This is a genomic window from Flavimaribacter sediminis (assembly GCF_019492055.1).
Lineage (GTDB): Bacteria > Pseudomonadota > Alphaproteobacteria > Rhizobiales > Rhizobiaceae > Flavimaribacter > Flavimaribacter sediminis.
The window spans coordinates 29789-53365 of the sequence record NZ_JAICBX010000007.1 but is presented as its reverse complement, the minus strand read 5'-3'; the positions used below and the strand labels follow the sequence as shown (position 1 = coordinate 53365).

The 23577-nt window shown below is 59.1% G+C and carries 25 protein-coding genes; 13 read left to right on the top strand and 12 right to left on the bottom strand.

Features of this window, described 5'->3' with window-relative positions; translation table 11 throughout:
- Positions 1-4: 4 nt before the first annotated feature.
- The 3 genes from K1W69_RS25565 to K1W69_RS25555 are packed head-to-tail and all read right to left on the bottom strand — an operon-like array spanning position 5 to position 3013.
- A complete protein-coding gene (locus tag K1W69_RS25565; protein WP_220231322.1) occupies positions 5-1285 on the bottom strand; it encodes an HlyC/CorC family transporter in 1281 nt (426 codons plus the stop codon).
- Positions 1282-2412 carry a 3-dehydroquinate synthase gene (aroB, locus tag K1W69_RS25560; protein WP_220231321.1) on the bottom strand — a complete coding sequence of 377 codons (1131 nt, stop codon included), beginning with the start codon at positions 2410-2412 and terminating at the stop codon, positions 1282-1284. Before aroB ends, K1W69_RS25565 begins: the two co-directional genes overlap by 4 nt.
- Positions 2402-3013 (bottom strand): shikimate kinase, encoded by a 612-nt coding sequence (locus K1W69_RS25555; protein WP_220231320.1) that lies wholly within the window; start codon positions 3011-3013, stop codon positions 2402-2404. Before K1W69_RS25555 ends, aroB begins: the two co-directional genes overlap by 11 nt.
- Before the next feature lie 187 nt (positions 3014-3200).
- On the opposite strand from K1W69_RS25555, the gene K1W69_RS25550 reads away from it, so the two are divergent.
- From K1W69_RS25550 to K1W69_RS25530, 5 genes are all read left to right on the top strand, one after another.
- A complete protein-coding gene (locus K1W69_RS25550; RefSeq protein WP_220231319.1) occupies positions 3201-3347 on the top strand; it encodes a hypothetical protein in 147 nt (48 codons plus the stop codon).
- A 74-nt stretch (positions 3348-3421) separates the two neighbouring features.
- Entirely contained in the window at positions 3422-4375 is a 954-nt protein-coding gene (gene xerD, locus K1W69_RS25545) for a site-specific tyrosine recombinase XerD (RefSeq protein ID WP_220231318.1), read from the top strand.
- A 105-nt stretch (positions 4376-4480) separates the two neighbouring features.
- Entirely contained in the window at positions 4481-5434 is a 954-nt protein-coding gene (locus tag K1W69_RS25540; RefSeq protein WP_220231317.1) for an acetyl-CoA carboxylase carboxyltransferase subunit alpha, read from the top strand.
- A gap of 182 nt (positions 5435-5616) precedes the next feature.
- Entirely contained in the window at positions 5617-6810 is a 1194-nt protein-coding gene (locus K1W69_RS25535; protein WP_220231316.1) for a L,D-transpeptidase family protein, read from the top strand.
- Entirely contained in the window at positions 6807-7043 is a 237-nt protein-coding gene (locus K1W69_RS25530) for a sulfurtransferase TusA family protein (protein ID WP_220231315.1), read from the top strand. The genes K1W69_RS25535 and K1W69_RS25530 overlap by 4 nt, the downstream gene beginning before the upstream one ends.
- A gap of 6 nt (positions 7044-7049) precedes the next feature.
- Here the strand turns inward: K1W69_RS25530 and K1W69_RS25525 are convergent, their stop codons facing one another.
- Together K1W69_RS25525 and K1W69_RS25520 are read right to left on the bottom strand one after the other, a co-directional pair.
- Positions 7050-8150, bottom strand: coding sequence for a CobW family GTP-binding protein (locus K1W69_RS25525; RefSeq protein ID WP_220231314.1), 1101 nt, complete (start codon positions 8148-8150; stop codon positions 7050-7052).
- A gap of 17 nt (positions 8151-8167) precedes the next feature.
- Positions 8168-9307 (bottom strand): D-alanyl-D-alanine carboxypeptidase family protein, encoded by a 1140-nt coding sequence (locus K1W69_RS25520; protein ID WP_220231313.1) that lies wholly within the window; start codon positions 9305-9307, stop codon positions 8168-8170.
- A 140-nt stretch (positions 9308-9447) separates the two neighbouring features.
- Between K1W69_RS25520 and K1W69_RS25515 the strand changes: the two genes are divergently transcribed.
- Positions 9448-10611, top strand: coding sequence for a M20 aminoacylase family protein (locus tag K1W69_RS25515; protein WP_220231312.1), 1164 nt, complete (start codon positions 9448-9450; stop codon positions 10609-10611).
- 5 nt (positions 10612-10616) lie between these two features.
- Here the strand turns inward: K1W69_RS25515 and K1W69_RS25510 are convergent, their stop codons facing one another.
- From K1W69_RS25510 to mtgA, 5 genes are all read right to left on the bottom strand, one after another.
- The gene (locus tag K1W69_RS25510) at positions 10617-11024 is read right to left on the bottom strand and encodes a hypothetical protein (protein WP_220231311.1); all 408 of its coding nucleotides are present in this window, start codon (positions 11022-11024) and stop codon (positions 10617-10619) included.
- Between the two features lie 170 nt (positions 11025-11194).
- Complete coding sequence (gene rpmF / locus K1W69_RS25505; RefSeq protein ID WP_220231310.1) at positions 11195-11380, bottom strand: 50S ribosomal protein L32; 186 nt, start codon at positions 11378-11380, stop codon at positions 11195-11197.
- A gap of 164 nt (positions 11381-11544) precedes the next feature.
- Positions 11545-12192 carry a glutathione S-transferase family protein gene (locus K1W69_RS25500; RefSeq protein ID WP_220231309.1) on the bottom strand — a complete coding sequence of 216 codons (648 nt, stop codon included), beginning with the start codon at positions 12190-12192 and terminating at the stop codon, positions 11545-11547.
- A gap of 7 nt (positions 12193-12199) precedes the next feature.
- Positions 12200-12925, bottom strand: coding sequence for a DUF1868 domain-containing protein (locus K1W69_RS25495; protein ID WP_220231308.1), 726 nt, complete (start codon positions 12923-12925; stop codon positions 12200-12202).
- 74 nt (positions 12926-12999) lie between these two features.
- Entirely contained in the window at positions 13000-13707 is a 708-nt protein-coding gene (mtgA, locus tag K1W69_RS25490) for a monofunctional biosynthetic peptidoglycan transglycosylase (protein ID WP_220231307.1), read from the bottom strand.
- A 141-nt stretch (positions 13708-13848) separates the two neighbouring features.
- Here mtgA and K1W69_RS25485 point away from each other — a divergent pair, with 141 nt between their 5' ends.
- Positions 13849-14763: a polyprenyl synthetase family protein gene (locus K1W69_RS25485; protein ID WP_220231306.1), complete on the top strand. Its 915-nt coding sequence runs from the start codon at positions 13849-13851 to the stop codon at positions 14761-14763.
- A 7-nt stretch (positions 14764-14770) separates the two neighbouring features.
- Here K1W69_RS25485 and ispG read toward each other — a convergent pair whose 3' ends face one another.
- The gene (ispG, locus tag K1W69_RS25480) at positions 14771-16021 is read right to left on the bottom strand and encodes a flavodoxin-dependent (E)-4-hydroxy-3-methylbut-2-enyl-diphosphate synthase (protein WP_220231305.1); all 1251 of its coding nucleotides are present in this window, start codon (positions 16019-16021) and stop codon (positions 14771-14773) included.
- A gap of 110 nt (positions 16022-16131) precedes the next feature.
- On the bottom strand, positions 16132-17106 hold the full coding sequence (locus K1W69_RS25475) for an NAD-dependent epimerase/dehydratase family protein (protein ID WP_220231304.1): 975 nt from the start codon (positions 17104-17106) through the stop codon (positions 16132-16134).
- A 106-nt stretch (positions 17107-17212) separates the two neighbouring features.
- Between K1W69_RS25475 and K1W69_RS25470 the strand changes: the two genes are divergently transcribed.
- From K1W69_RS25470 to K1W69_RS25445, 6 genes are all read left to right on the top strand, one after another.
- Complete coding sequence (locus tag K1W69_RS25470; protein ID WP_220231303.1) at positions 17213-18094, top strand: LysR family transcriptional regulator; 882 nt, start codon at positions 17213-17215, stop codon at positions 18092-18094.
- A 77-nt stretch (positions 18095-18171) separates the two neighbouring features.
- Positions 18172-19335: an acetate/propionate family kinase gene (locus tag K1W69_RS25465; protein ID WP_220231302.1), complete on the top strand. Its 1164-nt coding sequence runs from the start codon at positions 18172-18174 to the stop codon at positions 19333-19335.
- A 153-nt stretch (positions 19336-19488) separates the two neighbouring features.
- Positions 19489-19890 (top strand): DUF3302 domain-containing protein, encoded by a 402-nt coding sequence (locus K1W69_RS25460; RefSeq protein ID WP_220231301.1) that lies wholly within the window; start codon positions 19489-19491, stop codon positions 19888-19890.
- A gap of 3 nt (positions 19891-19893) precedes the next feature.
- Positions 19894-21042 carry an HlyD family secretion protein gene (locus K1W69_RS25455; RefSeq protein WP_220231300.1) on the top strand — a complete coding sequence of 383 codons (1149 nt, stop codon included), beginning with the start codon at positions 19894-19896 and terminating at the stop codon, positions 21040-21042.
- 11 nt (positions 21043-21053) lie between these two features.
- On the top strand, positions 21054-22619 hold the full coding sequence (locus tag K1W69_RS25450) for an efflux transporter outer membrane subunit (RefSeq protein WP_220231299.1): 1566 nt from the start codon (positions 21054-21056) through the stop codon (positions 22617-22619).
- A 27-nt stretch (positions 22620-22646) separates the two neighbouring features.
- Entirely contained in the window at positions 22647-23576 is a 930-nt protein-coding gene (locus K1W69_RS25445; protein ID WP_220231298.1) for a diacylglycerol/lipid kinase family protein, read from the top strand.
- Position 23577 lies beyond the last annotated feature (1 nt).

Below are 23577 nucleotides of genomic sequence, written 5' to 3'. Positions count from 1 at the left end.
CCAATCAACGTTCCGAATCGGCTGCGAGCGGGCGGATGCGCAATTGGGTGATGCGGTTCTTGTCCCGCTTCATCACGATGAAGCGCTTGCCGTAATAGGTAAAGGCCTGCCGCTCCTCCGGAATGATCTTTGATTCGTGAATCACCAGGCCCGCGACAGTGGTGGCCTCCTCGTCGGGGAGTTCCCAGTCGAGCGCCCGGTTGAGATCCCGGATAGGCACATTGCCGTCCACCACAACCGAGCCGTCCGCTTCCTGGCGCACGCCCTGCAGGTCGAGATCGTGCTCGTCGGAAATGTCGCCGACGATTTCCTCAAGGATGTCTTCGAGCGTAACCAGTCCCTCCACTTCGCCATACTCGTCCACGACGATCGCGAAATGGGTCTTGCGCCTCAGGAAAGCGTTGAGCTGATCTTTCAGATTTGTGGTGTCGGGCACGAACCAGGGTTTCTGGGCAATCTTGACGATATCGATTTCGGAGGGGCTGGCGCCTGATCCGGCAAGCGCCCTGAGCACGTCCTTGGCGTGGATGACGCCAATGATATTGTCGCTCTCGCCGCGCCAGACCGGCATGCGTGTGTATGGGCTCTTGAGGATCTGCTGAACGACTTCTTCCGGCGGCTCGTCGGCATTGATCATGCGCATCGACGTACGATGCACCATGATATCCGACACTTCGAGCTCGCCGAGATCGAGAACGCCGCCCAGCCGGTCACGGTCCGCCTTGATGACGGAACCTTCCTGGTGCAGCAACGCCACCGCGCCGCGTATCTCCTCATGCGCCGACAACATGGAGCGGTCGGACGAGAATTCGACGCCGAGCGCCGCCAGCAGGTTGCGCACGATCCAGTTCACCCCGGTCGACAAAGGGCCGACAACGACGAGAAACACGCGTATCACCGGAGCGACAGCCATGGCGAAACGATCCGGCGTTGAAATCGCCCAGCTTTTCGGAAGCACTTCGGCGAATATCACCAAAAGCACCGTCATGGCCAGCGTCGCATAAACCACGCCGCTGTCGCCAAGCAGGGTGAGAAACAGGCTTGTTGCAAGCGATGAGGCCAGAATGTTGACGAGATTGTTTCCGATCAGCAGCGCGCCGATCAGCCGGTCCTGGCGAGCAATCAGACGCGTGACAATGCCGGCCCTCGCCTCTCCATTGGCGTCAAGCTGATGCATTCGGGCCCGGGAAACAGCGGTCAGCGCGGTTTCAGACCCCGAAAAGAAGCCCGAAACGACAACAAGAACGAGAATGAAAATGAGAATCAGCCAGTATTCGCCGATCATTGCCCGTATTTCTCCTTCAGGAACAGCTCAACCTCGGAAGCCGGGACGTCCTTGGCGACGAAAGATTGTCCTACACCTTTGGTCAGAATGAAAGTCAGGCGTCCGCGCTCCACCTTCTTGTCCTGTGCAATATGCTCCAGCAGACGGTCCGGCGGCGGCAGGTCGCCCGGTATGTCGGACAGCCTCGTGGGCAGTCCGACATCCGCGAGGTGCGCCTCGACCCGTCTTGCGTCGTCGACGCTTGCGAGATTGAGCCGCACCGAGAACTGATGCGCCAGAACCATGCCGATCGCCACGCCTTCGCCATGCACGAGGCGGCTGCTGTCGTACCCAACAGCGGCTTCCAGCGCATGGCCGAACGTGTGTCCCAGGTTAAGCAGCGCCCGCGCGCCTGATTCCCGTTCATCGGCGGCGACCACAGCCGCTTTCGCCCGGCAACTTGTTGCGATCGCCCGTCTGCGCGCTTCTCCTCCGGCGAAGACGTCCTTCCAGTTTCCTTCCAACCAGGCGAAGAACTCCGGCTGGTCGATAAGGCCGTATTTCGCCGTTTCAGCATAGCCCGCGCGAAACTCACGCGCGCTCAACGTGTCGAGAACGCTCGTGTCAGCAAGGACCAGCGCCGGCTGATGGAACACGCCAATGAGGTTCTTGCCTCGGGCCGAATTGATGCCCGTCTTGCCTCCAACAGAGGAATCCACCTGCGCCAGCAGCGTCGTCGGGATCTGAACAAAATGCATGCCGCGGCGGACGACGCCGGCGGCAAAGCCGGTCAGATCCCCGATGACGCCGCCGCCCAGCGCGATCACGATGTCGCGCCGCTCAAGGCGGGCGGCAAGGATCTCGTCAACCACGGTCATCAGATGCTCAAAGCTTTTCGTCTTTTCGCCGGGCGGCATGATGATCGCCGCGCTGTCAACGCCGGCGGACGCGAGACTGTTGCGGAGCTGCTCGAGATAAAGGCTTGCGACCGTCTCGTCGCTGACGATGGCGGCCCGCGCGCCCGGGAAACGCTCCGCGATCTCCTTGCCGGCGCGATCGACCAGACGATCGCCGATCAGGATGTCGTACGATCGATTGCCGAGATCAACCAAGACCCGATCCGCGTCCTCCATCGCCTCACTTATCATTGGCTACTCCCGCTGCATCCATATGGCTCTTCTTCGTCTGAAGGACGGCGTCTATCACCTCGCCGACGATCACGTCCTTTGAGACATCACGCGAATTCACCACCAGATCGGCTTCAGCATAGATCGGATATCGTTGCTCCATAAGATTTCGCAAGGTCTGTCTGGGATTTTCTGTTTGCAACAATGGCCTGTGGCTACGCCGGCGCACGCGCTCCCAGAGAACGTCAAGATCGGCCTTCAGCCAGACCGACAGGCTCCTTTGCCGGATCTCCTGACGTGTGGCCGGGTTGATGAAGGCGCCGCCTCCAGTCGACAGGACAATCGGCCCGTCCTTCAGGAGCCGGCTGATCACCCGTCCCTCCAGCGCCCGGAACTCCGGCTCGCCATACGATGCAAACAGGTCCGAAATCGGCATGCGCGAGGCTTCTTCGATCTCGTTGTCGGAATCGATAAAAGGGACGCCGATGGCGTTGGCCACCATCTTTCCGATAACGGATTTTCCGGCGCCCATCAGCCCGACAAAGACCAGCGCGCGCTTCCCCAGCAGGTCGCGCACCAATTCGGCGTGGGCCGACGACTTGTCTTCAGATCGGGATTTCATGGATCGAACCGTGCAACATGGGTCCCGATATCAACAAATCTCGAGCCCCCGTCAAGCAGCCGACCGGGACGGTATCGGGCGATAGCCCGTCTTGAAATCGCCAACAGGCTCGGGCCATAAAGAGAGTTGAAAGAGCCAGGGCGAATGTTGCAATCGCCTGAATGGGATGCAGGAAACGGAAGCGCCGATGCCTTCACTGATCCGACTTGTGGTTTTTTGCGCCGTCGTCGCCGGCCTGATCTACGGGTCGATGTATGCGCTGACGACCTATGTCGAGCCGAAACCGCGGGAAATAACCATCCGGATTCCGACCAACAGGGTGAATCCGGATTAGCGCTGCAATTTGCGGCTTCTTAACCACGTCCCGGCTACTGTGCCTCCAGCGGCCTAAGCAATAGCGGGAGCAAAGTGTCAGATTCGGGCAGAACCTACCTCGAAACCTTTCTGGAAATGATGAGCGCCGAGCGGGGTTCGTCAAAGAACACGCTCGCCAGCTATCGCAACGACCTTGTCGATCTGCACGCATTTCTCACCGGTCGAAAAAGCGGTCTGGCAGGGGCGGCCACCGAGGATCTGCGGGCCTATCTGGCCGACATCGCCGGCCGCGGCCTTGCCGCAAGCTCCCAGGCGAGACGATTGTCGTCCATGCGTCAGTTCTACCGTTTTCTCTACTCGGAAGGTCTACGCGGCGATGACCCGACCGGCGATCTCGACGCCCCGCGTAAAACGCGCAGCCTGCCGAAGACAATCTCCTCGAAGGAAGTGAGCCAACTGCTCGACAGGGCGCAACTCGAATGCGAGATCCCGGGGCTGGATGCGCGAACCAGGCTTGGCAGACTGCGTCTGAGGCTGCTTCTCGAACTGCTCTACGCCACCGGCATGCGGGTGAGCGAACTGGTTACGCTGCCGCTGTCGGCTGCTCTGCAGGAAGAAAAGCGCTTCCTGATCGTTCGCGGCAAAGGCGGCAAGGAAAGGCTCGTGCCGCTGTCGGAAACCGCCCGCCAAGCGATGACCGCCTATCTGGACGCCATGACGTTATGCGGTAACGACACGCCGCCGCAACGGCAGGCGTTCCTGTTTCCCTCACGATCGGTGGACGGACATCTGCCCCGCCAGGTGTTCGCAAGGGACCTCAAGGCGCTGGCGGCGCGCTGTGGAATGCGATCATCACAGCTCTCACCGCATGTTGTCCGCCACGCATTCGCGAGCCACCTCCTCGAAAATGGCGCGGATCTGCGCGTCGTGCAGGAATTGCTCGGTCATTCCGACATTTCAACGACGCAGATTTACACGCATGTTTTGGAGGAGCGGTTGCAGAGTCTGGTCAGGGACCACCATCCGCTTGCAAGAAAAACCGGATAATGAGCATTTTGGACCGGTTTTTCGGTTTTTACTTGCTTTAGGCCGCGTTGACTTTTAGCCAAGAAACACATTTCGTCTCACCTGCAATCCGAAAAAAACAGAGACATGCACAATTATCTCGATTTCGAAAAACCTCTTTCCGATATTGAAGGAAAAATACGCGAACTCCGCAAAGTCGCGGGAGACGGCGAAATTATCGACACGTCTTCGGAAATCGCGAAGCTCGAAATCAAGGCCCGCGATACGCTGGCCGAACTCTATTCCAAGCTCACGCCCTGGCAGAAGACGCAGGTCGCCCGTCATTCCGATCGCCCGCATTTTGTCGATTACACCGCCGCGCTCTTCGACGAGTTCACGCCACTGGCCGGCGACCGCAAATTCGCCAATGACGAAGCCATCCAGGCCGGGCTCGGACGTTTTCGGGGACAGGCGGTCGCCATCATCGGCCAGGAAAAGGGCCATGATACGAAAACCCGTATCCGACACAATTTCGGCAGCGCCAGACCGGAAGGCTATCGCAAGGCGGTCCGGATCCTGGAACTTGCTGACCGGTTCTCGCTTCCCGTCATCACGCTGGTCGACACGTCCGGCGCCTATCCGGGCATCGGCGCGGAGGAGCGCGGACAGGCCGAAGCCATCGCCCGCTCCACAGAAGTGTGCCTGAAGGTCAAGGTTCCGATCATCTCGGTTATTCTCGGCGAAGGCGGATCGGGCGGCGCGATCGCCATTGCGACCGCCAATCGGGTTTTCATGCTCGAACACGCCATCTACAGCGTAATCTCACCGGAAGGGGCCGCCTCAATTCTGTGGAGAGACGCCACCCGCGCAAAAGACGCGGCGACCAACATGAAGATCACAGCGCAGGATTTGCAGGCGCTCGGCGTCGTCGACGGCGTTATCAAGGAGCCGGTTGGCGGCGCTCATCGGGACGCCAAGGCTGTCATAGCAGCGACCGGCGACACCATCGACAAGGCGCTGCAGGAACTGATGTCTAAAGACCCAGATACGTTGCTTGCAGAAAGACGACAGAAGTTTCTGGCGATCGGCCGCAGCGGATAGCGATCAATTCGTTACCAGCCGTCAGATCAAATTGAGTTCAACAGACACAGTTTTTGCTTTATATTTTCGTTCCACAGTACAAAATTCGGCAATGTGGTAAAGATTCGTGAACCATATTCGCCATAATTCTGGTCGATCAGGGTGAGGCCCCCTAGAGGGCTACTTCGAAAACCGGGACGGAAATGCCAGTCGCAAACCTCGCCAAAGCCCGTCGTCTGAAAACGATTATCGCAGTCATAGGTCTGTCCCTTGCGCTGACGGCCTGCCAGGATGTGCTGGAGTCGGTCGACAACAAGGCTGAATACCCTCTCCCGGACAAGCTGGTGAACAAGATGAAGGCGCACGACCAGCGGGTTCGCGCGCCGATCATGATGCGCATCTTCAAGGAAGAGGGCGTTCTCGAAATCTGGAAAGCCAAGACCAATGGCCGATACGCTATGGTCAAGGAATACGAGATCTGCAAATGGTCCGGCAAGCTTGGCCCGAAATTCAAGGAAGGCGACCGGCAGGCGCCCGAGGGCTATTACGAGATTCGTCCTTACCAGATGAATCCCAAGTCGAACTATTATCTCGCATTCAATATGGGTTATCCAAACACCTATGATCGTTCCCATGGCCGGACGGGAAGCAATCTTATGGTGCACGGCGCCTGTTCTTCCGCCGGATGCTATTCGATGACCGACGAACAGGTCCTCGAGATTTACGCCTTTGCGCGCGAAGCCTTTCGTGGCGGACAGCCTTTCTTCCAGGTGCAGGCCTATCCGTTCCGCATGACGGCCGAAAACATGGCGCGGCACCGCGGCAACGATCACTATGAATTCTGGGAGATGCTCAAAGTCGGCTACGACCACTTCGAACTCACGAAGATGCCGCCGAAAGTTGACATCTGCGACCGCAGATACGTGTTCAACCAGGTCGCCGACGACGGCAAGGAATTCAACGCCCGGCAGGCTTGCCCACCGTCGGAAGCGCCGCAATCGCTGCGGCTCGCCTACGCGTCCTATCTGGATAATTATAACACGGAATTCGCCGCTGAAGTCAGCAAGCTGGAGGCAAAGAGGAAACCGAGAGTCGTTTCGATCGTTCCCGAAGCCCAGGCGACGCCCGAACAAAGCACGCCGGAGCTGAACAACCGGAATGCGCGTAACGTTCCGGCGACGGCAGGCCTCCTTGAAGAAGCGGCCAGACAGCCGACCGGCGAGGTCGCGCCTGCGGACGCGCCACAGGCGGAGCAACCTTTAACGGCGGCGCCCGGCGCGGCTCCAGAACTGCCTGAAACCCGGGAGACGGCCGAAATCACCGAAGACCAGCAGGCCGTCCAGCCCCAGGATGCAAAATCCAAAAAGACCTGGTGGAAAGTCTGGAAAAGAGAATGACCCGGTCTTCAACGACCGAGATCTATGATCTTCGCGGACTGAAATGTCCGCTACCTGTCCTCAAGACGCGTCGTCGCCTGCAGGGTCTGAAGACAGGCGACCGGATCTGGGTCGAGACCAGCGACCCGCTCGCCGTTATCGACATTCCGCATTTTTGCAAGGAGGCGGGTCACGTTCTGGTCGAGACCACAACGATTGCGGGCGGCAATCGCTTCCTTGTAGAAAAGAGATAGCGCTCATCAGCCCATCCGGACGCCCGGGACGGCGAGCGGATTGTTTTCAAGAGCTTCGCGATCCGGCGTGTCAACGCTAGGCGTATCGAGAATGGCGTCGAACAGCCTGCGGACGTAGTTTTCATCGATATCGCGGGAAATAATCACGAGCCGCGTTCTGCGATCTTCGTCCGGCCACGCGGCCAGTCTCGCGGGCGGATGAAAAACGCTCTGCACGCCATGGACGACCAGCGGTCGGTCGGGGTTGTCCGCAAGACACACAATCGCCTTGAAACGCAATAACCGCTCGCCCTGGACCGATCGAAGCAGATCGACAAATGTTTCAAAGGCGCCCGGATCGATCGGCTGGTCATGTTGCAGCGTGAAGGCGCGGATACGGCTGTCGTGTCTATTTACGTCATGACCATGGTGATGGTGATGTTCTTCGACAGCTGCGTCTCTCAGCCATCGGGAGACATCAGCCGTCTTGGTCTCCGGATCGTAGAGGCCGCAATCGAACAGCTCCGCCTTGATCCCTTCGCCATCCTGGGCGGACACCTGTGGCGCGCCCGGGTTGAGCTGCATCAACCGTGTCGTGAAGCGTGCGAATTCCGGTGAATCCCGATCGACAAGATCCGTTTTGGTCAGAACGATCCTGTCGGCCATTGCGACCTGTTTGATTGCTTCTTCGTGGTTGTCAAGCGTCGCCGGCCCGCTGACGGCGTCGACCGTGACGATCACGCCATCAAGACGATAGACCTGCGAAAGCACGGGCTGCGCCATGATGACCTGCAGCACCGGCGCAGGATCGGCGAGCCCCGTCGTTTCAATTATCACGCGGCTAAGCGCCCTGATGCGACCGGTCTGAAGACGATCGATCAGATCAGCCAGCGTATCCACGAGATCGCCGCGAATGGTGCAACACAGACAACCGTCCGAGAGTTCGATCACGCCGTCATTGGACTGCTCGACCAGAAGATGATCGATGCCGACATCGCCGAACTCGTTGATGATCACAGCGGTGTCGACGAGAGACGGATCTTTCAGAAGGCGATTGAGGAGCGTCGTCTTGCCGCTCCCGAGAAATCCTGTAACGATCGAAACCGGTATTGGCGTTGACGGAGCCATGCCCACGAACTCCCGCGCTATCGCCGCGGCTTCGGCCGGGGCACCGGCATACCCGGCGCCGGCTGCCCGGTCGATACAGGCGCAGCGGAGGCGCCTGCCGTGATTGCGACGACACCACGGCCAATCTGGGCTGGCCGGGGCTTCGGCACCGGAATCCTTCTCCCGGCGAGCGCCGGATTGACGCTGCCGACGAGGCCAACGGACACCGCGCGCGCTGGTCGGCGCATCGGATGAATATAGGCGGACGTGACGCTGAGATTGCCGCTCTCATCGGTAACCCGATTGCGGTTCTTGCGCGCTTCCGCCGAACAGATCTGCGGTCTGATATCGACCGTTTGAAGCCGGTTGGCGCCGTAGGGTTTCAGGGAAGCCAGCTTTGGAGCGCCGATTTTCGATGCGGTCAGCCCCTTTTGCAGCAACCGAGCCGATTCACTGGCTCTTTCTTCCTGATCCTTTGCTCCGAGAACGACCGACACCACAGTGCGTCCATTGCGGGTCGCAGACGAAACCTGATTGAAGCCGGAGGAGCAGATGAAGCCGGTTTTCATGCCGTTGGCGCCGCGAAACCGACCGATGAGAATATTGTAATTCTCATAGGTCCGTTTTCCTGTGGAGATCGCCTCCAGGTTGAAATAGGGAGCAAATTGCGGAAACTCGTTATGTATGGCCATCCCAAGCACCGCCATGTCGCGCGCAGTCGTGCTTTGGCCCTTTCCCGGCAAACCGTGCGGATTGATGAAGCGCGTATCCATGAGGCCAAGACGACGGGCTTCGGCGTTCATTCGATCGACAAAGGCCTGCTGCGATCCGGCGACGGACTCGGCGATCGCCGCCGACACGTCATTGGCCGATTTCACAAGAATGATCTTCAAGGCGTTGTCGAGGGTAAGCTGCGAACCCGGCTTGTAATACATTTTGCTGGGCGGCGCCTTGGCCGCGTTGGCGCTGATCGTGACGAGCGAATCCATGCTGACCTGACCGGAGCGCACCGCCCGAAACACGACATAAGCCGTCATCAATTTTGTCAGCGACGCCGGATACCACCGCTGGAAAGCGTCGTTGTGTTCCAGCACCCGGCCGCTTTCGACATCCACCACGATCGTAGGTCCGGCGGCCTGGGCCGGTCCTGTCGCCAGGAGCAGCAGGCTCAGCAACATAAACAATAGACCCGGATTGGCCCTATTTCGAAAAATCGTCACATCGAACCTCTCGCAGAATGCGAATTGTGTGTACCGACAAGCTGGCATATATGCCATATAGCAAAATAACCAATACCTACAAAACGAGGTTATTATTAATGCCGATATTGAATCGCGCCGCAGAAATGCAGGAAGAAATCTCTCAGTGGCGCCGCCACCTCCATACGCAACCTGAACTGCTTTATGATGTCCACAAGACTGCGGGTTTCGTCACGGAGAAGTTGAAGGCGTTCGGATGCGACGAGGTCATCACCGGAATCGGGCGCACCGGCGTGGTCGGGATTATCAAGGGATCCGGCGAGGGAGACCGGGTTATCGGCCTGCGCGCTGATATGGACGCGCTGCCGATCACTGAAGCCACGGGTAAACCCTGGAGCTCAGAAACCGATGGCAAGATGCACGCCTGCGGCCATGACGGCCACACGGCCATGCTGCTGGGCGCCGCCAAATATCTCGCTGAAACCCGCAATTTTAGCGGTTCCGTTGCTGTAATTTTCCAACCGGCGGAAGAAGGCGGCGCTGGCGGTCGCGAAATGGTCAATGACGGCATGATGGAGCGCTTTGGCATCGCCGAAGTTTACGGCATGCACAATTTGCCGGGGCTTGCGGTTGGTGAATTTGCGATCTGCAAGGGCCCCATCATGGCTGCGACCGACGAATTTACAATCAAGCTCAAGGGGCGCGGCGGCCACGCCGCAATGCCGCATCAGGGGGTTGATCCAATCGCAATCGGGGCACAGATCGTCTCAAGCCTGCAGCTGATCGCCTCGAGAAACACGAACCCAATCGACTCCGTCGTCGTTTCGGTGACGAAATTCCAGGGCGGCACGACACATAACGTAATCCCCACCGAAGTAGAACTTGGCGGCACCATCCGGACCCTGTCCGCCGATGTCCGCAAGATGGCCGAGGATCGCCTCAAGCAAATCGCGACCGGGATCGCCGCGTCACACGACGCCTCGGCGTCGATACACTTCCACCGCGGCTATCCCGTGACCTACAATCATGACGAACAGACCGATTTTTCGATCGCCGTCGCCGAGCAGATCACAGGACCGAACCGGGTGGATACGGAGACCGAACCGACGATGGGCGGAGAAGATTTTTCCTTCATGCTGGAGGCGCGTCCGGGCGCCTTCATCTTCGTTGGCAATGGCGACTCGGCGAATCTGCATCACCCGGAATATGATTTCAACGACGAGGCGATCAGCTACGGCGTATCATACTGGGTTCGGCTCGCAGAAACGGCGCTGGCGAACTGAACTGTTCACAAGCCGATTGCGACATCGCGGCCGGCGGACCGGATCGCGACCGAGAACCCGGCCACCAGGTCAATCAGCGCGATTGCGGTGAGTAGAAAGAAGGTTCCGGTCGCAGCCTGTCTGACGGTGAGGAATTCGACAAGAAACGCGATGAAAACGAGCGTCGACAGCAGGTGATCGACAAGCGACCAGGAGCCGGTCCGGGTCGCCTTCAATATTTCTACAAATAACAGGACAAGCGCTGCGGCGATCAGCATCGCCGAGAGGTCCATGGTCCAGACAGCGCCGGACAGCATTTCCAGGCTGAACATCGTCGACGTGAGCGCCCCGAAATCCTGTCCAAGCACGGGCGCGAACAGGATGGCGTTGTAGGCGATCAGCGGAATGATCATCAGTGGAATAGTTGCAATCATCTGGGAACCTGCTTCATGACACCCGAATACTACTCATGTAAGTAGTATTTGTTCCGAATATGAAGGATAAATTCCGTGTCAGAATTGCGGCCAGACGTTCCAACCGGTTTGACCAACAACAAAAAGGCCGGCGCGCGGCCGGCCATTTTCAACAACGATTAACGCCCGCGTCAGGCGTCTTCCTTGACCTTCAGAACCTGACGACCGCGATACATGCCGGTCTTCAGATCGATATGATGCGGACGGCGCAATTCACCTGAGGTCTGGTCCTCGACATAAGTCGGAGCTTCCAGAGCGTCGGTCGAGCGGCGATTGCCACGCTTCGAGCGGGTCACTTTTCTCTTTGGTACAGCCATATTACTACTCCACTCATGGATCAAAGCGCCGGTTCCAGCCGACGCGGCCGGATCGAGCGCATGTCAATCTCGGAAATTGGGCGGGCTTATACAGCGGATTTCATCGTTTGACCAGCATTACCGCACATTTTTTTAAGCGCCCTGACGAATCTCTTCGAATGGTCTCAGACCTCGTCCTCTTCAATGATCCAGTGCTCTTGCCTGCCGGCCAGTTCCCATTCCCGCCAGGCCGGGAGCGCCTTTATTGTTTTCATGTATTCGCAGGCCACCGGATCGCTCGCGAGCATATAGATTGCCAAGCGGTTGACCACCGGCGCATACATGGCGTCCGCTATCGAGAAATCGCCGAAAAGATAGGGTCCGCCATGGGTTTCAATACACTCGCGCCAAATCCGCTCGATACGCCCCACGTCGCGCTTGGCGGCCTCTGATATATCGAGAACGGAGGGCTCGCGACGCATGTTCATCGGACATTCGGACCGCAGGGCGGAAAATCCGCCGAGCATTTCAGCGCTGACGGAGCGCGCCTGCGCGCGCAAGTCGGACCGGGCTGGCCAGATCTGCTTTTCCGGGTAGAGATCGGCGAGATACTCCAGAATAGCGAGACTCTCCCAGACAGTCAGATCGCCATGCTTGAGCACCGGCACCCGGTTGGTCGGCGAAAAGGCTGCGAAAGCCGGGTTGCCCGCTGCAAAGTCGAACGGAACAAGTTCTTCATCAAACGGGATATCGAAGTGACGCATTGCGATCCACGGTCGGAAGGACCAGGACGAATAGTTCTTGTTACCGATGTAGAGAGTAAGATCGACCATTGCCTGTCTACCTGTCTGCGCGCCTGAGATTGAGCAGCGGCTCGAAGTGGTTCATGTCCTCGAAGCTGCAAAAATATGGATCATCGAGTTCCAGCGTCGGCGCTCTTGCCTGCAACAACGCCGTGCAGTCGGCCACTGCCCCGGCATAGACAGGCAGCGCCTCGTCGGGCAGCCAGTCTATGAGATAGGCGAGTGTAATGTGGAACACGTAGTCGTCATGGTCCGGATGCCGGAAGCCGAGCGGTCTGCAGAGTTCGTCGCGCCAGCGACGAAGCGTTGACTCGTCCTCCCCGGTCGCTCCGGCGAGAGTGACGCCAAGCGGCGTCACCGCCACCGCCCGTGTGCGGAATGCGCCGAAATCCGGAAATGTCTTCAGGCGATCGCAATAGAGGTCCGTGATGCCTCCAATATCGGCGTCATGATCGACCCCTTCCGGCCAAAAATTGTCCTTGCGCCGGAATTCGATGACGCCCTGGGCAAGGGTCATGTGAAGGCTTGAAACCGGAGTGAACGAGAAGTGATGCGCAAAGGGAAGGCCCATCATCCGCGCACGGACATCGACGAGAGCTGCTTGCGTCGCAGAACCGTTTGTCACATGGCTGACAACGGTGTTGCCTGGTTCATTCAGGAAATTGCCCTTGCTGTCGAAACGGGTTCCGAAATGCCGGGGCGGACCTGACTTGCCTGAGGCGCCATAGGCGCGCAGCGCTTCGATCGCTGTGTCTGTCTGCATCGTCGGTCCTGTATTCGAAGAGCCCTTGAATGCTTCTTCTATCGCGAGGCCTATGCGCCGACCAGCCACTAATATTAACCGGCCTCATCAAGACATTTGATATATTCGCCCGATTGCGCGGCCCGTTTCTCCACAATGCCTGCAAGGCGACTCATGCCGCTCGACGGCTTAGCCGGATTTCGTTCGATTGGATTAGGGAGCGCAACCGCAAGATAGGCCGCCTGCCGCCGCGACAATTTCGTGGCCGATACGCCGAAATACCGTTCTGAGGCTGCGCCGATCCCGTAAAGGTCAGGCCCCCACTGGGCGATATTGAGGTAGATTTCCATGGTCCTGCGTTTTGACCAGACCGCATCGACCACCATGGCGAGCGGAACTTCTAGCAGCTTGCGGATATAGGATCGGCTGGACCACAGATAGAGGTTCTTCACTGTCTGCATGGCGATCGTGCTGGCGCCCCGGGTCCGTTCGCCTTCGAGGGCGTCGTCGATGACGCTATCGAGAGCGTCCCAGTCCACGCCGCCATGGGCGCAAAACTGGCCGTCCTCCGACATCATCACGGACTGGACGAGTGCCGGCGAGATATCCTCGAAATTCACCCATTGGCGGTCATAGCCACGTAGTAAAACAATATCGCGCAGCATCAGGGTGGAAACCGGGTGAACGCCGGGTGCTCGATAGAGCGCTACGAGAGCGGCGACCAGAACAATCCAGGCGACGACGACAGCAAATATCCACCGAACCGCTTTCCGGATCCAGGATCTGGGTTTGCTGGTCGCCATCTTCGCCTTTGCCGCCCTTTTCCTGAACACCGCATGCGCCGAACTTTCTAAAGCACATCCTGCGACGCGATAACAGTCCGCACGTCAATACGAGTGTCCTGTGGCTTGCCGACGGTCACCGGCCATGTCAATAAGCCGGCCATGAACGACGCGTCGAAAAGTTTCAGCGGGCTTTTGACCCGGCGGGCCGCCGAGATCGAAGCTGTGCTCGACCGGCTGCTCTCGCCAAATTGCAGCGGGGAGGAGATCACTCGTCCGCCGAAACTGCTTGCGGCGATGCGCCACGGAGTTCTGAACGGCGGCAAACGCATCCGGCCGTTCCTGGTCATCGAGGCGGCGCGCATCTTCGACGCCGATATGAAGGCGGCTCTGGCGACGGGTGCGGCGCTCGAGCTCATCCATTGCTATTCGCTGATCCATGATGATCTGCCGGCGATGGATGACGACGATTTGAGACGCGGGAAGCCGACCGTGCACATCGCCTTTGACGAGGCGACAGCAATTCTCGCCGGCGATTCACTGCTGACCCTGGCTTTCGATGTTCTTGCCCGTCCGCAGTCCGGGCTGGACGATGGTCGCAAGGCGGCGTTGGTGCTTGGGCTTGCGCAGGCGGCGGGGATCGGCGGCATGGCGGGAGGGCAGATACTTGACCTCGACGCCGAAAGTTCAGCGCCGGATGAAGCCTCAATCATCCGGCTTCAATCGATGAAGACTGGCGCGCTGTTGCGTTACGCCTGCGAGGCCGGCGCTATCGTCGGCAACGCAGCGGAAAAGGAACGCGACCGACTGAAGCGCTTCGGCGAGATCATTGGCCTTGCTTTCCAGCTTGCCGACGACCTGCTGGACGTCACCTCGGACGCAAGCCAGATGGGCAAAGCGACCGGCAAGGACGCCGCGCGCGGCAAGGGCACGCTGGTCGGCTTGAATGGCGTGGATTGGGCCCGCAACCGGCTAGACGGATTGGTGGGGGAGGCTTGCGCCCTGCTTGAGTCCTTTGGCGATCGCGCCGACGTCCTGCGACAGACAGCCATTTTCATCGCTCGCCGCGAAAGCTGAAACCGCTCTACTCGGCGGCTTCCACCTCTTGTCCGAAACGGTTTTCGATATAGTCGCCCACCATTGCCTCAAACTCCGCCGCAATGTTTGCTCCGCGCAACGTCTTGACCTTTTCTCCATCAACAAAGACCGGCGCAGCAGGCGTTTCTCCGGTGCCGGGAAGAGAAATGCCGATATCGGCGTGTTTCGATTCACCTGGCCCGTTGACGATGCAGCCCATCACCGCGACGTTCAGCGCCTCGACTCCCGGATATTTCTCCCGCCAGACCGGCATGTTGCGGCGAATATCGTCCTGTATTTTCTGCGCCAGTTCCTGAAACACCGTCGAGGTTGTCCGGCCACAGCCCGGGCATGCCGCGACGATGGGAACAAACTGTCGAAAACCCATGACCTGCAGAAGCTCCTGGGCCACTTGCACCTCGCGGGTGCGGTCGCCTCCGGGTTCCGGGGTCAGGGAAATGCGGATCGTGTCGCCAATGCCCTGCTGCATCAGTATGGCGAGCGCCGCTGACGAAGCGACGATCCCCTTCGTGCCCATGCCGGCCTCTGTCAGACCCAGATGCAGGGCGTGGTTCGAACGCTTCGCCAGTTCTGTGTAGACGGCGATCAGGTCCTGAACCTGGCTGACCTTGGCGGACAGGATAATCCGGTCGCGCCCGAGCCCCAGTTCCTCGGCGAGTTCAGCTGAAAGCAGGGCCGACTGGACAACCGCCTCGCGCATGACCTCCTGCGCGCTCATCGGGCCGCCTCGCTCCTGGTTTTCATCCATCAGCCGCGTAAGCAGCGCCTGGTCGAGCGAGCCCCAGTTAACACCGATCCGCACAGGTTTTTCGTGACGCATCGCCATTTCGATGATCGCGGCGAATTGCTTGTCCTTCTTGTCCTTGAAGCCGACATTTCCCGGATTAATGCGGTATTTCGCCAGCGCTTCCGCGCAGGCCGGATGGTCGGCGAGCAATTTATGTCCAATGTAATGAAAGTCGCCAACGAGCGGCACGTCGACGCCGAGCCGCATCAGACGGTCGCGTATGCGCGGCACCGCGGCGGCGCTTTCATCACGATCGACCGTGATGCGCACAATTTCCGAACCTGCCTTGTGGAGAGCGGCGACCTGCGCGACCGTTGAATCCACGTCCGCCGTATCCGTATTGGTCATTGACTGGACGACGATAGGGTTCGGTCCGCCAACCACCACGCCGCCGACGTCAACGCGCGTCGACTGGCGGCGTTCGAAAACCTGTGCGTAATAGGAATCCATCGTTTCTGTCCGAAAACCCGATTTCTACCGGTGAGGTGGGCCATTCGGAGCGGGATGTCAACAATCCGGCGGCAGAATCTACCGCCGCCGGACCAGAATGCTTTCGACCGTCACGCTGCTTCGGCCACCGGATAGCTTCCTCCGCCTGTCCGCAGAAGTCCGAGATCGCGCAACGCGGCGGCGACCGCCGCCTGCGGCCTGGTATGCGGCTCGGCGCCGATCAGCATCTCCAGCTTGCCGCCGTCAAGCGTGTGCGGCCTGTCCCAGAGATATTTCATCTCGACCACTTCTCTCAACATCGGCGAGACGAGGCCGCCGAGTCGCAATAGCGGCCAGGGCACGGTCGCCACGGCCAGTTCGTCGCCGATGGCAGCTTCGATATGCGCCTTCATGTCATGGCCGGTTATTGCGTGTCCGTGGAAAAGAAATGCTTCGTATGGCGACGTCTCGTCCCGGCGATCGGCCAAAGCAACGAAAGCCCGGGCGAGATCGGGCAGATAGGCCCAACTGTGAACCAGATCCATTGAACCGGGATAGGTGAATTTGCCCTTGCTCAACCGTGCTGCGAGCATCAGGTCGAACCAGGAGCCAGGCACGCCGCCGCCATAGAAGTCGCCGGCTCTCAACACAATCGTCCGAACATTCGAGGAAGCCGCCTCGCGTGCGAACAGTTCCTCCAGCCTGTTGCGGATGGCGCCCTTGCGCGTCGAGTCCTCAAATGGCGTATCGTCGACCACCGTCGCCGGTATGGAGCGACCATAATTGTAGACATTTCCGGCAAAGATGTGCTGCGAACCATGGGCGCGGGCGGCCGCCATGACGTTTTCCCCCATCGGAATGACTTTTCGACGCCAATCGGGATAGAGCGGATTGAGACCATTGAAGATGATGTCTGCGCCTGCGGTTGCGCGGATCAGCGCCTGACGGTCAAGCGCATCGGCGGCGCGATGTTCGACATCCGCCGGAAGTCCCTTCGCCCTGCCATTGCGCGTCACTGCAAGGACACGATAACCGGCGTTCTGGAAAGCGCGGGCGGTCATGTTCGAAAGACGCCCATTGGCGCCGAGGATCGCGACTGTTGTCATCGGGTTTTCCTTTCGGATGAGATTGCGAACAAGCAATAAATATTATTTCATTTTCGTCTTTTAAATTGACATAAACGAAGTATAGCCATTCATTATTGTATTGATGTTGGATTGGGATCTCATACGTAGTTTTCTTGCGGTCGCCGAGAACGGCACGCTCGCGCAGGCAGCGGAGAGGCTTGGCGTCAGCCAGCCAACAATTGGCCGGCATATCGATGCGCTTGAGGCTGAGGTCGGCCTGACGCTTTTTTCGCGCGGCCGGCATGGCATGACGCCGACAGAGGCCGGATTGTCCCTGATCAACGATGCAAGGGACATGCGCCGCGGCGCCGATCACTTTGCGCTACGAGCCGCCGGGAAAGTGGAAAATGTCGGTGGAACTGTACGTATTACCGCCAGCGAAGTGGTCGCCACTTTCATTCTGCCTCCGATCATCGCCGGTTTCGCCCAGGAAGAACCGGACATTGAAATCGAACTCGCGCCGAGCAACACGGTCGAAAACCTGCTTCGTCGCGACGCCGACATCGCCATACGCATGGTGAGGCCTGACCAGAACGACGTGATTGCACGCAAAGTGAACGACATGAGCATGGGCGTCTACATGCACCGGGAGCTTGCCCGCCTTGACGGCGTCCCGGAATCTTCCGATGCGCTGCTTGCGCACCGGGTAATAGGCATGGATCGCTCCGATTTAATCATCGACAGCATGACGCGCCTGGGGTTCAAGGCTCAGCGAAACGACTTCACTGTTCGCACTGATCACCAGATCGCCTATATCGAACTTGTGAAAAGCGGCGCCGGAATTGGCTTCATCGCGCAGTGTATTGCAAAAAATTGCCCTGAACTGATCCGCATTCTGCCGGAAATCCATATACCTTCGCTGCCGTTGTGGCTTGCCTCGCACAGCGAACTGCGCACCAGCCAACGCATTCGCAGGACCATGGATTATCTATATGAGGCCCTACGCGCCCTGCCGCTTGACGAATAGGGTGTGGCCAGACATTAACAACCCGTCCGTTTCTCCACGATCCTTTCTGCAATCTGCAATTTCCATGGGAGCCTGCCTTGCATCTTCTAACGCTGAATTGCGGTTCATCCTCAATCAAATTCGCGATTTTCGACAGCGACGTGCGGGAAGTCCTTCGCGGCCAGATCGACGGCATTGGAACGGCGCCGCGCATTTCGGCAAAACGCAGCGCGGAAACTGTCATCGACCGTCATCTTGAGGATGCAAACGTGAGCGACCATGGCGCCGCGCTTTCGGCGATCCTTGATCTTTTGCGCACCGAGTTTCCAGATATCAGTATTGCCTCTGTGGGACATCGGATCGTTCATGGCGGGACGCAATTCAGCCAGCCGGTCGTGCTCGACAAGGAAACCATGGTGAAATTGCGCGCGCTGATCCCGCTCGCGCCATTGCATCAGCCAAACAACCTCGCCGGCGTCGATGCGGCGGCGGAAGCCTTTCCCGACGCCGTTCAGGTCGGCTGCTTCGACACAGCGTTTCATCGCGATCAACCCTGGATCAACGACGCCTTCGCGCTGCCCTATCGCTACTACGAGGAAGGGGTGCGTCGTTACGGCTTCCACGGACTGTCATATGAATATGTGAGCGGCCGCCTGCGTGAAATTTCTCCGGCGCATGCATCGGGAAGGGTCGTCGCCTGCCATCTCGGCAACGGCGCCTCGATGTGCGCAATCGACAACGGCCGCAGCATCGGATCGACGATGGGCTTCACGGCTCTCGACGGCCTTCCCATGGGCACCCGTTGCGGACAGCTCGATCCGGGCGTGGTCCTGTACCTCATGCAGGAGAAGGGAATGAGCGCCCATGCGATAGAGGACATGCTCTATCACGATAGCGGGCTGAAGGGCCTTTCCGGCCTTTCCAACGATCTCAGGACCCTGGAGGCCGCTGCGACGCCGGAAGCCGATCGCGCGATCGATTATTTCACCGGCCGCATTCGGATCGAACTGGGCGCCCTCGCCGCAATGCTGGGCGGGCTGGACGCCGTCATCTTCTGCGGCGGCATCGGCGAAAACGCCTGGCGAATCCGAAAGTCCGTGTGTGAAGGGTTCGAATGGATGGGCGTCGAATTCGACGCCCGGCGCAATCGCTCTGGAGATGCGGTCATCTCAACCGACCAGTCCAGCGTCGGCCTGTTCGTTATTCAGACGGACGAAGAAATCATCATTGCGCGCCACGCACTTGAACTTATCAGGCAATAATTTCCCAAATACATCTCTGTCCGATCACGCCAACATACATCCTGCTCCGTCATAATCGCGTCATTCTTCTCCCGCGGTTGCAATATGTTAACTCGGCGGAGTCTATGGTCACGACAGTTGAGTTTGGTTTGTTTGAGTAGAAAGGGCGTCTCGATGGACGGCGACAAGTATGCCCTCGTCGATTTTCCGATTGACCGGTTTGACCTCTGGACCCTTTTCTTCGGCGTCATCGGCATCGTTGCGTTCTTCTATATCCTGATCCAGATCGGCGGATTGCCCGGAAAGATCGCCCAAAGGCGGAACCACCCGCACGCGGAAGCCGTGAAATATGTCGGCTGGATCGGGCTGTTCACCATATTTCCCTACATTCACGCGCTGATCTGGGCGATCCACGATTCCATCACCGTTGACGTGCGCAAGATGCCAAAAGAAGGCGCGCCGGGAGAGGTCGACGCGCCGAACCCGCCTGGCCTGACGCCGCCGCCGGCCGATACCAGCGCGACGGGTGAAACAGTGGCGAGTGAACCTGCGGTCCAAGCCGAAGAGAAAGCATAATCCATGTTTATCGCTCTCGGTCTCGTCCTCATCTATGTCGTCTTCGTCTGGCTGGTCTTTTTCCGGTTCAGATGGCTCAAGTTCAATATTGTCTGGGGCGTCGTCGGCTTCTGGGTCGGCGTGCACATGCTGCTGATTTTCATCATCGCTTTACGCTTCTACCAGCCATTCTCCATGGACGCGCATATCATCCGCCCCACGATCCAGCTCGTTCCGCGCCTGCAGGGACCGACCCTCCTGAAAGAGGTGTTCGTCGAAAACAACCAGGCCGTCAAAAAGGGCGATCCGCTTTATCAGTTCGACACATCCGTCTATCAGGCGAAAGTCCGGGAAGCCGAAGCCAATCTCGCCGGCGCCACGCAGAACGCCCAAGCGCTCCAGGAAGACCTTGACCTTGCCGAACAGGAGCTCAGCCAGGCCGAGGCACAACAGACCTATGCGCAGCAGCAGTTCGACCGCTACAGCAATCTGGTGCCGAAGGGCGGCGCCCGACAGGAATCGCTCGACAAGTGGACGGCGGATCTGGCGAGCGCCAACGCCGCGGTCGCTGAAGCCAACGCCAACGTGAAGAAGGCGCAGATCGCAATCGACGCACAGGTGAACGGGGTCAATGCGCAGGTTGTCGCGGCCCAGGCGCAGCTCGACGAAGCGAAGTACTATCTCGATCAGACGACGATGAAAGCGCCGGAAGACGGCGTGATCATCAGCCAGCAGGCGCGGCCCGGGCTGGTTGTCGGCGCGCTGCGCTTCGGGGCGATTTCCGTTCTGATCGCCGATGATGACCCATATATTCTCGCCAGCTTCTACCAGGAGCACCTGAAATTCGTCGAACCGGGCCAGGATGTTGAAGTCGCGCTCGACATCTATCCCGGCGAAATCTTCAAGGGCAAGGTCGTGGATGTCTGGTGGGGCACCGGCCAGGGCCAGATCAAGCCTAGCGGCAACGTTCCGACCTTCCGCTTTCCGAGCCTGCAGGGCCGGTTTGCGGTTCAGATCAATATCGACGATCCAAACATGAAGCGGCTTCCAGCGGGCACCCACGGCGCCGTTGCGATCTATACCGGAGGCGGCCAGAATTTTGCATTTCTGAGACGCATTAACATCCGGCTCTACAGCTGGTCGAACTTCCTGTTCCCGATGGACTTCCTTTGAGGGTTGCGTGAATGACCCGACAATTCTGTGTTCCCGTCATCTTCACGGCTACGCTGCTTCTCGGCGGCTGCATGGTCGGGCCGGACTTCGTCCGTCCGGAGGCGCCCTATCTCGATACCTGGACTCAAGGCGCCAGCGGGCTCCAGGTCAACAGCAAAACCGGCTTTACCTCCCGCAGCGAGGCAGTGGCGGACTGGTGGACCCTGTTCAAGGATCCGACGCTCGACGCCTTCGTCAACGAGGCCTACCAACAGAACCTGCAGCTCGAGGCGGCCGGCGCCCGCGTCTACCAGGCGCGCGCCCAGCTCGGCATTGCGCGCGGCGAACTGTTTCCGCAGCAACAGCAGGGCTTCGCCGACGGCAAATACCTGTCGATCAGCAAGAATGATCCTTTCGTGCAGGAAGCCGAGCGCTTCGTCGACCTCAACACCAATTTCACGCGTTATCAGGTGGGTTTCGACGCCGGTTGGGAAATCGACATCTGGGGCAAGATTCGCCGCGACGTGCAGTCGGCCAAGGCGAACCTGGCCGCCAAGATCGCAAGCTACGATGATGTTCTGGTGACGCTGACCGGCGATATTGCCGTGACCTATGTCACCATTCGGGAATTGCAGGCGCTTATTTCCGTGGCGAGAAACAATGCGGCCCTGCAGAAGAAGAGCCTGGATATCGCCAAACTGAAATTCGAAAACGGCACGACCACCGAGCTCGATATCGACGAGGCGACCGCCCGATACAATGACACTTTGTCGATCATACCGGAACTTGAGGGCGAGCTGGCCGAAGCCTACAACGCCATGAGCGTTCTCCTGGGCGAGACACCCGGCAAGATCAAGCCGCGCATGGAGAAGCGATACGCGCGTATGCCGATCATTCCGGCCCAGGTTGCTGTCGGCGTTCCCGCCGATATGTTGCGACGCCGGCCCGATATCCGCGCCGCAGAATACCGGGCGGCGGCGCAATCGGCGCAAATCGGCGTGGCACAGGCCGACCTGTATCCGGCCTTCACGATCAGCGGCGCGATAGCCGTGAATTCCAAGGATGTCGCGACGCTCTTCACCAAAAACAGCTTCGACGCCTTCATCAATCCCGGCTTTACCTGGAATTTCCTGAACTATGGGCGTATCCGCAACAATGTTCGCGCCCAGGACGCCAAGTTCCAGGAACTGCTGCTCGATTATCAAAACACCGTGCTGAAAGCCTATGCGGAGGTGGAAACGTCGATCACCGCCTTCTTCAAGGCAAAGCAGCAGACAGTCTATCTTTATCGCAGCGTCAAGGCCGCAAAGGATGCGGAGGCGCGCGTGCTTGACCAGTATCGCGACGGCACGGCTGGCTATGACCGCGTGCTGGATGCGCAGCGACAGATATTCACCTCCGAATCGCGTCTCGTGAGCGCCCGCGCGGATGTGCTGACCAACCTTATCGCCATCTACAAGGGCATCGCCGGCGGCTGGATTCCGCCCAACGTGAAGGGTTTCGTCAACGACAAGACCCGAGCGCAGATGGAAGAGCGCACCAACTGGGGCAAGCTTCTTGAGAGCGCGCCGGACGGCGTCGATCAGCCGGAAAGCTGATTCCAGCGCGTCGGCGTTTGTTACGGCATGAGCATATTCGTTGTCGTAAATCCGCATGCAGGCAACGGGCGCACAGGACGGCGATGGCACGCTCTGTCTGACCGCATCCACAAAACGCTTGGAACCTTTGACCACGCCATGACCAGTGCTGCAGGCGATGCAACGCGCCTCGTCCGCGCTGCAATCGAGCGCGGCGCGACGCTGGTCATCGCCGTGGGCGGCGACGGTACTTTCGGCGAGGCTGTAAACGGATTTCCCGATGCAAACGGTATTATGCCGGAGTGCTGCGCCTTTGCTGCGCTGGCCGGCGGCACCGGCTGCGATTTCGTCCGAAGCCTCGGACAGCCATCGCCTGATCCGGTGCTGCGCATCGCCGAGAGCGATGTCAGACCGATTGATCTTGGAAAAATCACCTTCATCAGTGAAACTGGCGACCAGGCGAGCCGGCTTTTCATCAACGCCGCCGGTTTCGGCCTGTCCGGAGAGGTCTGTCGCGCCGTCAACGCCACGTCATCGGCGAATGTCCTGCCTGGAACGCTTGCCTACTTCCTTGCGACGATAACTACGGTATGGCGGCATCGACCATTTGCTATACGGATGTCGATCGACAACCGGCCATCCTTCGTAATTGATCAATCCCTGACCGTGGTGGCGAACGGACGCTATTTCGGCGGCGGCATGCATGTCGCTCCGAATGCGCGGCTGGACAGCGGCGCATTCGAAATCATGGTGCTGAAGAAGACGCCGAAACTGCAGCTGATTGGCCAATTGCCGCTGGTCTATCGCGGCGCTCATACGACACATCCAAGCATCGCCTTTTTCAGCGGGCGTCGTTTGGTAGCCGAAACCGTTTCCGAAAGCCCGGACCGGGTGGCGATCGATATCGACGGCGAATCGCCCGGGCACCTCAGGGCCGAATTCGAAATTCTGCCCGGAGCGCTGCGTTTACGGCAATGAT

Coding starts and splice junctions, on each gene's coding strand:
- K1W69_RS25565 (WP_220231322.1), bottom strand. CDS start 1,285: ATGATCGGCGAATACTGGCTGATTCTCATTTTCATTCTCGTTCTTGTT.
- aroB (WP_220231321.1), bottom strand. CDS start 2,412: ATGATAAGTGAGGCGATGGAGGACGCGGATCGGGTCTTGGTTGATCTC.
- K1W69_RS25555 (WP_220231320.1), bottom strand. CDS start 3,013: ATGAAATCCCGATCTGAAGACAAGTCGTCGGCCCACGCCGAATTGGTG.
- K1W69_RS25550 (WP_220231319.1), top strand. CDS start 3,201: ATGCCTTCACTGATCCGACTTGTGGTTTTTTGCGCCGTCGTCGCCGGC.
- K1W69_RS25540 (WP_220231317.1), top strand. CDS start 4,481: ATGCACAATTATCTCGATTTCGAAAAACCTCTTTCCGATATTGAAGGA.
- K1W69_RS25535 (WP_220231316.1), top strand. CDS start 5,617: ATGCCAGTCGCAAACCTCGCCAAAGCCCGTCGTCTGAAAACGATTATC.
- K1W69_RS25530 (WP_220231315.1), top strand. CDS start 6,807: ATGACCCGGTCTTCAACGACCGAGATCTATGATCTTCGCGGACTGAAA.
- K1W69_RS25525 (WP_220231314.1), bottom strand. CDS start 8,150: ATGGCTCCGTCAACGCCAATACCGGTTTCGATCGTTACAGGATTTCTC.
- K1W69_RS25520 (WP_220231313.1), bottom strand. CDS start 9,307: ATGTTGCTGAGCCTGCTGCTCCTGGCGACAGGACCGGCCCAGGCCGCC.
- K1W69_RS25515 (WP_220231312.1), top strand. CDS start 9,448: ATGCCGATATTGAATCGCGCCGCAGAAATGCAGGAAGAAATCTCTCAG.
- K1W69_RS25510 (WP_220231311.1), bottom strand. CDS start 11,024: ATGATTGCAACTATTCCACTGATGATCATTCCGCTGATCGCCTACAAC.
- rpmF (WP_220231310.1), bottom strand. CDS start 11,380: ATGGCTGTACCAAAGAGAAAAGTGACCCGCTCGAAGCGTGGCAATCGC.
- K1W69_RS25500 (WP_220231309.1), bottom strand. CDS start 12,192: ATGGTCGATCTTACTCTCTACATCGGTAACAAGAACTATTCGTCCTGG.
- K1W69_RS25495 (WP_220231308.1), bottom strand. CDS start 12,925: ATGCAGACAGACACAGCGATCGAAGCGCTGCGCGCCTATGGCGCCTCA.
- mtgA (WP_220231307.1), bottom strand. CDS start 13,707: ATGGCGACCAGCAAACCCAGATCCTGGATCCGGAAAGCGGTTCGGTGG.
- K1W69_RS25485 (WP_220231306.1), top strand. CDS start 13,849: ATGAACGACGCGTCGAAAAGTTTCAGCGGGCTTTTGACCCGGCGGGCC.
- ispG (WP_220231305.1), bottom strand. CDS start 16,021: ATGGATTCCTATTACGCACAGGTTTTCGAACGCCGCCAGTCGACGCGC.
- K1W69_RS25475 (WP_220231304.1), bottom strand. CDS start 17,106: ATGACAACAGTCGCGATCCTCGGCGCCAATGGGCGTCTTTCGAACATG.
- K1W69_RS25460 (WP_220231301.1), top strand. CDS start 19,489: ATGGACGGCGACAAGTATGCCCTCGTCGATTTTCCGATTGACCGGTTT.
- K1W69_RS25455 (WP_220231300.1), top strand. CDS start 19,894: ATGTTTATCGCTCTCGGTCTCGTCCTCATCTATGTCGTCTTCGTCTGG.
- K1W69_RS25450 (WP_220231299.1), top strand. CDS start 21,054: ATGACCCGACAATTCTGTGTTCCCGTCATCTTCACGGCTACGCTGCTT.
- K1W69_RS25445 (WP_220231298.1), top strand. CDS start 22,647: ATGAGCATATTCGTTGTCGTAAATCCGCATGCAGGCAACGGGCGCACA.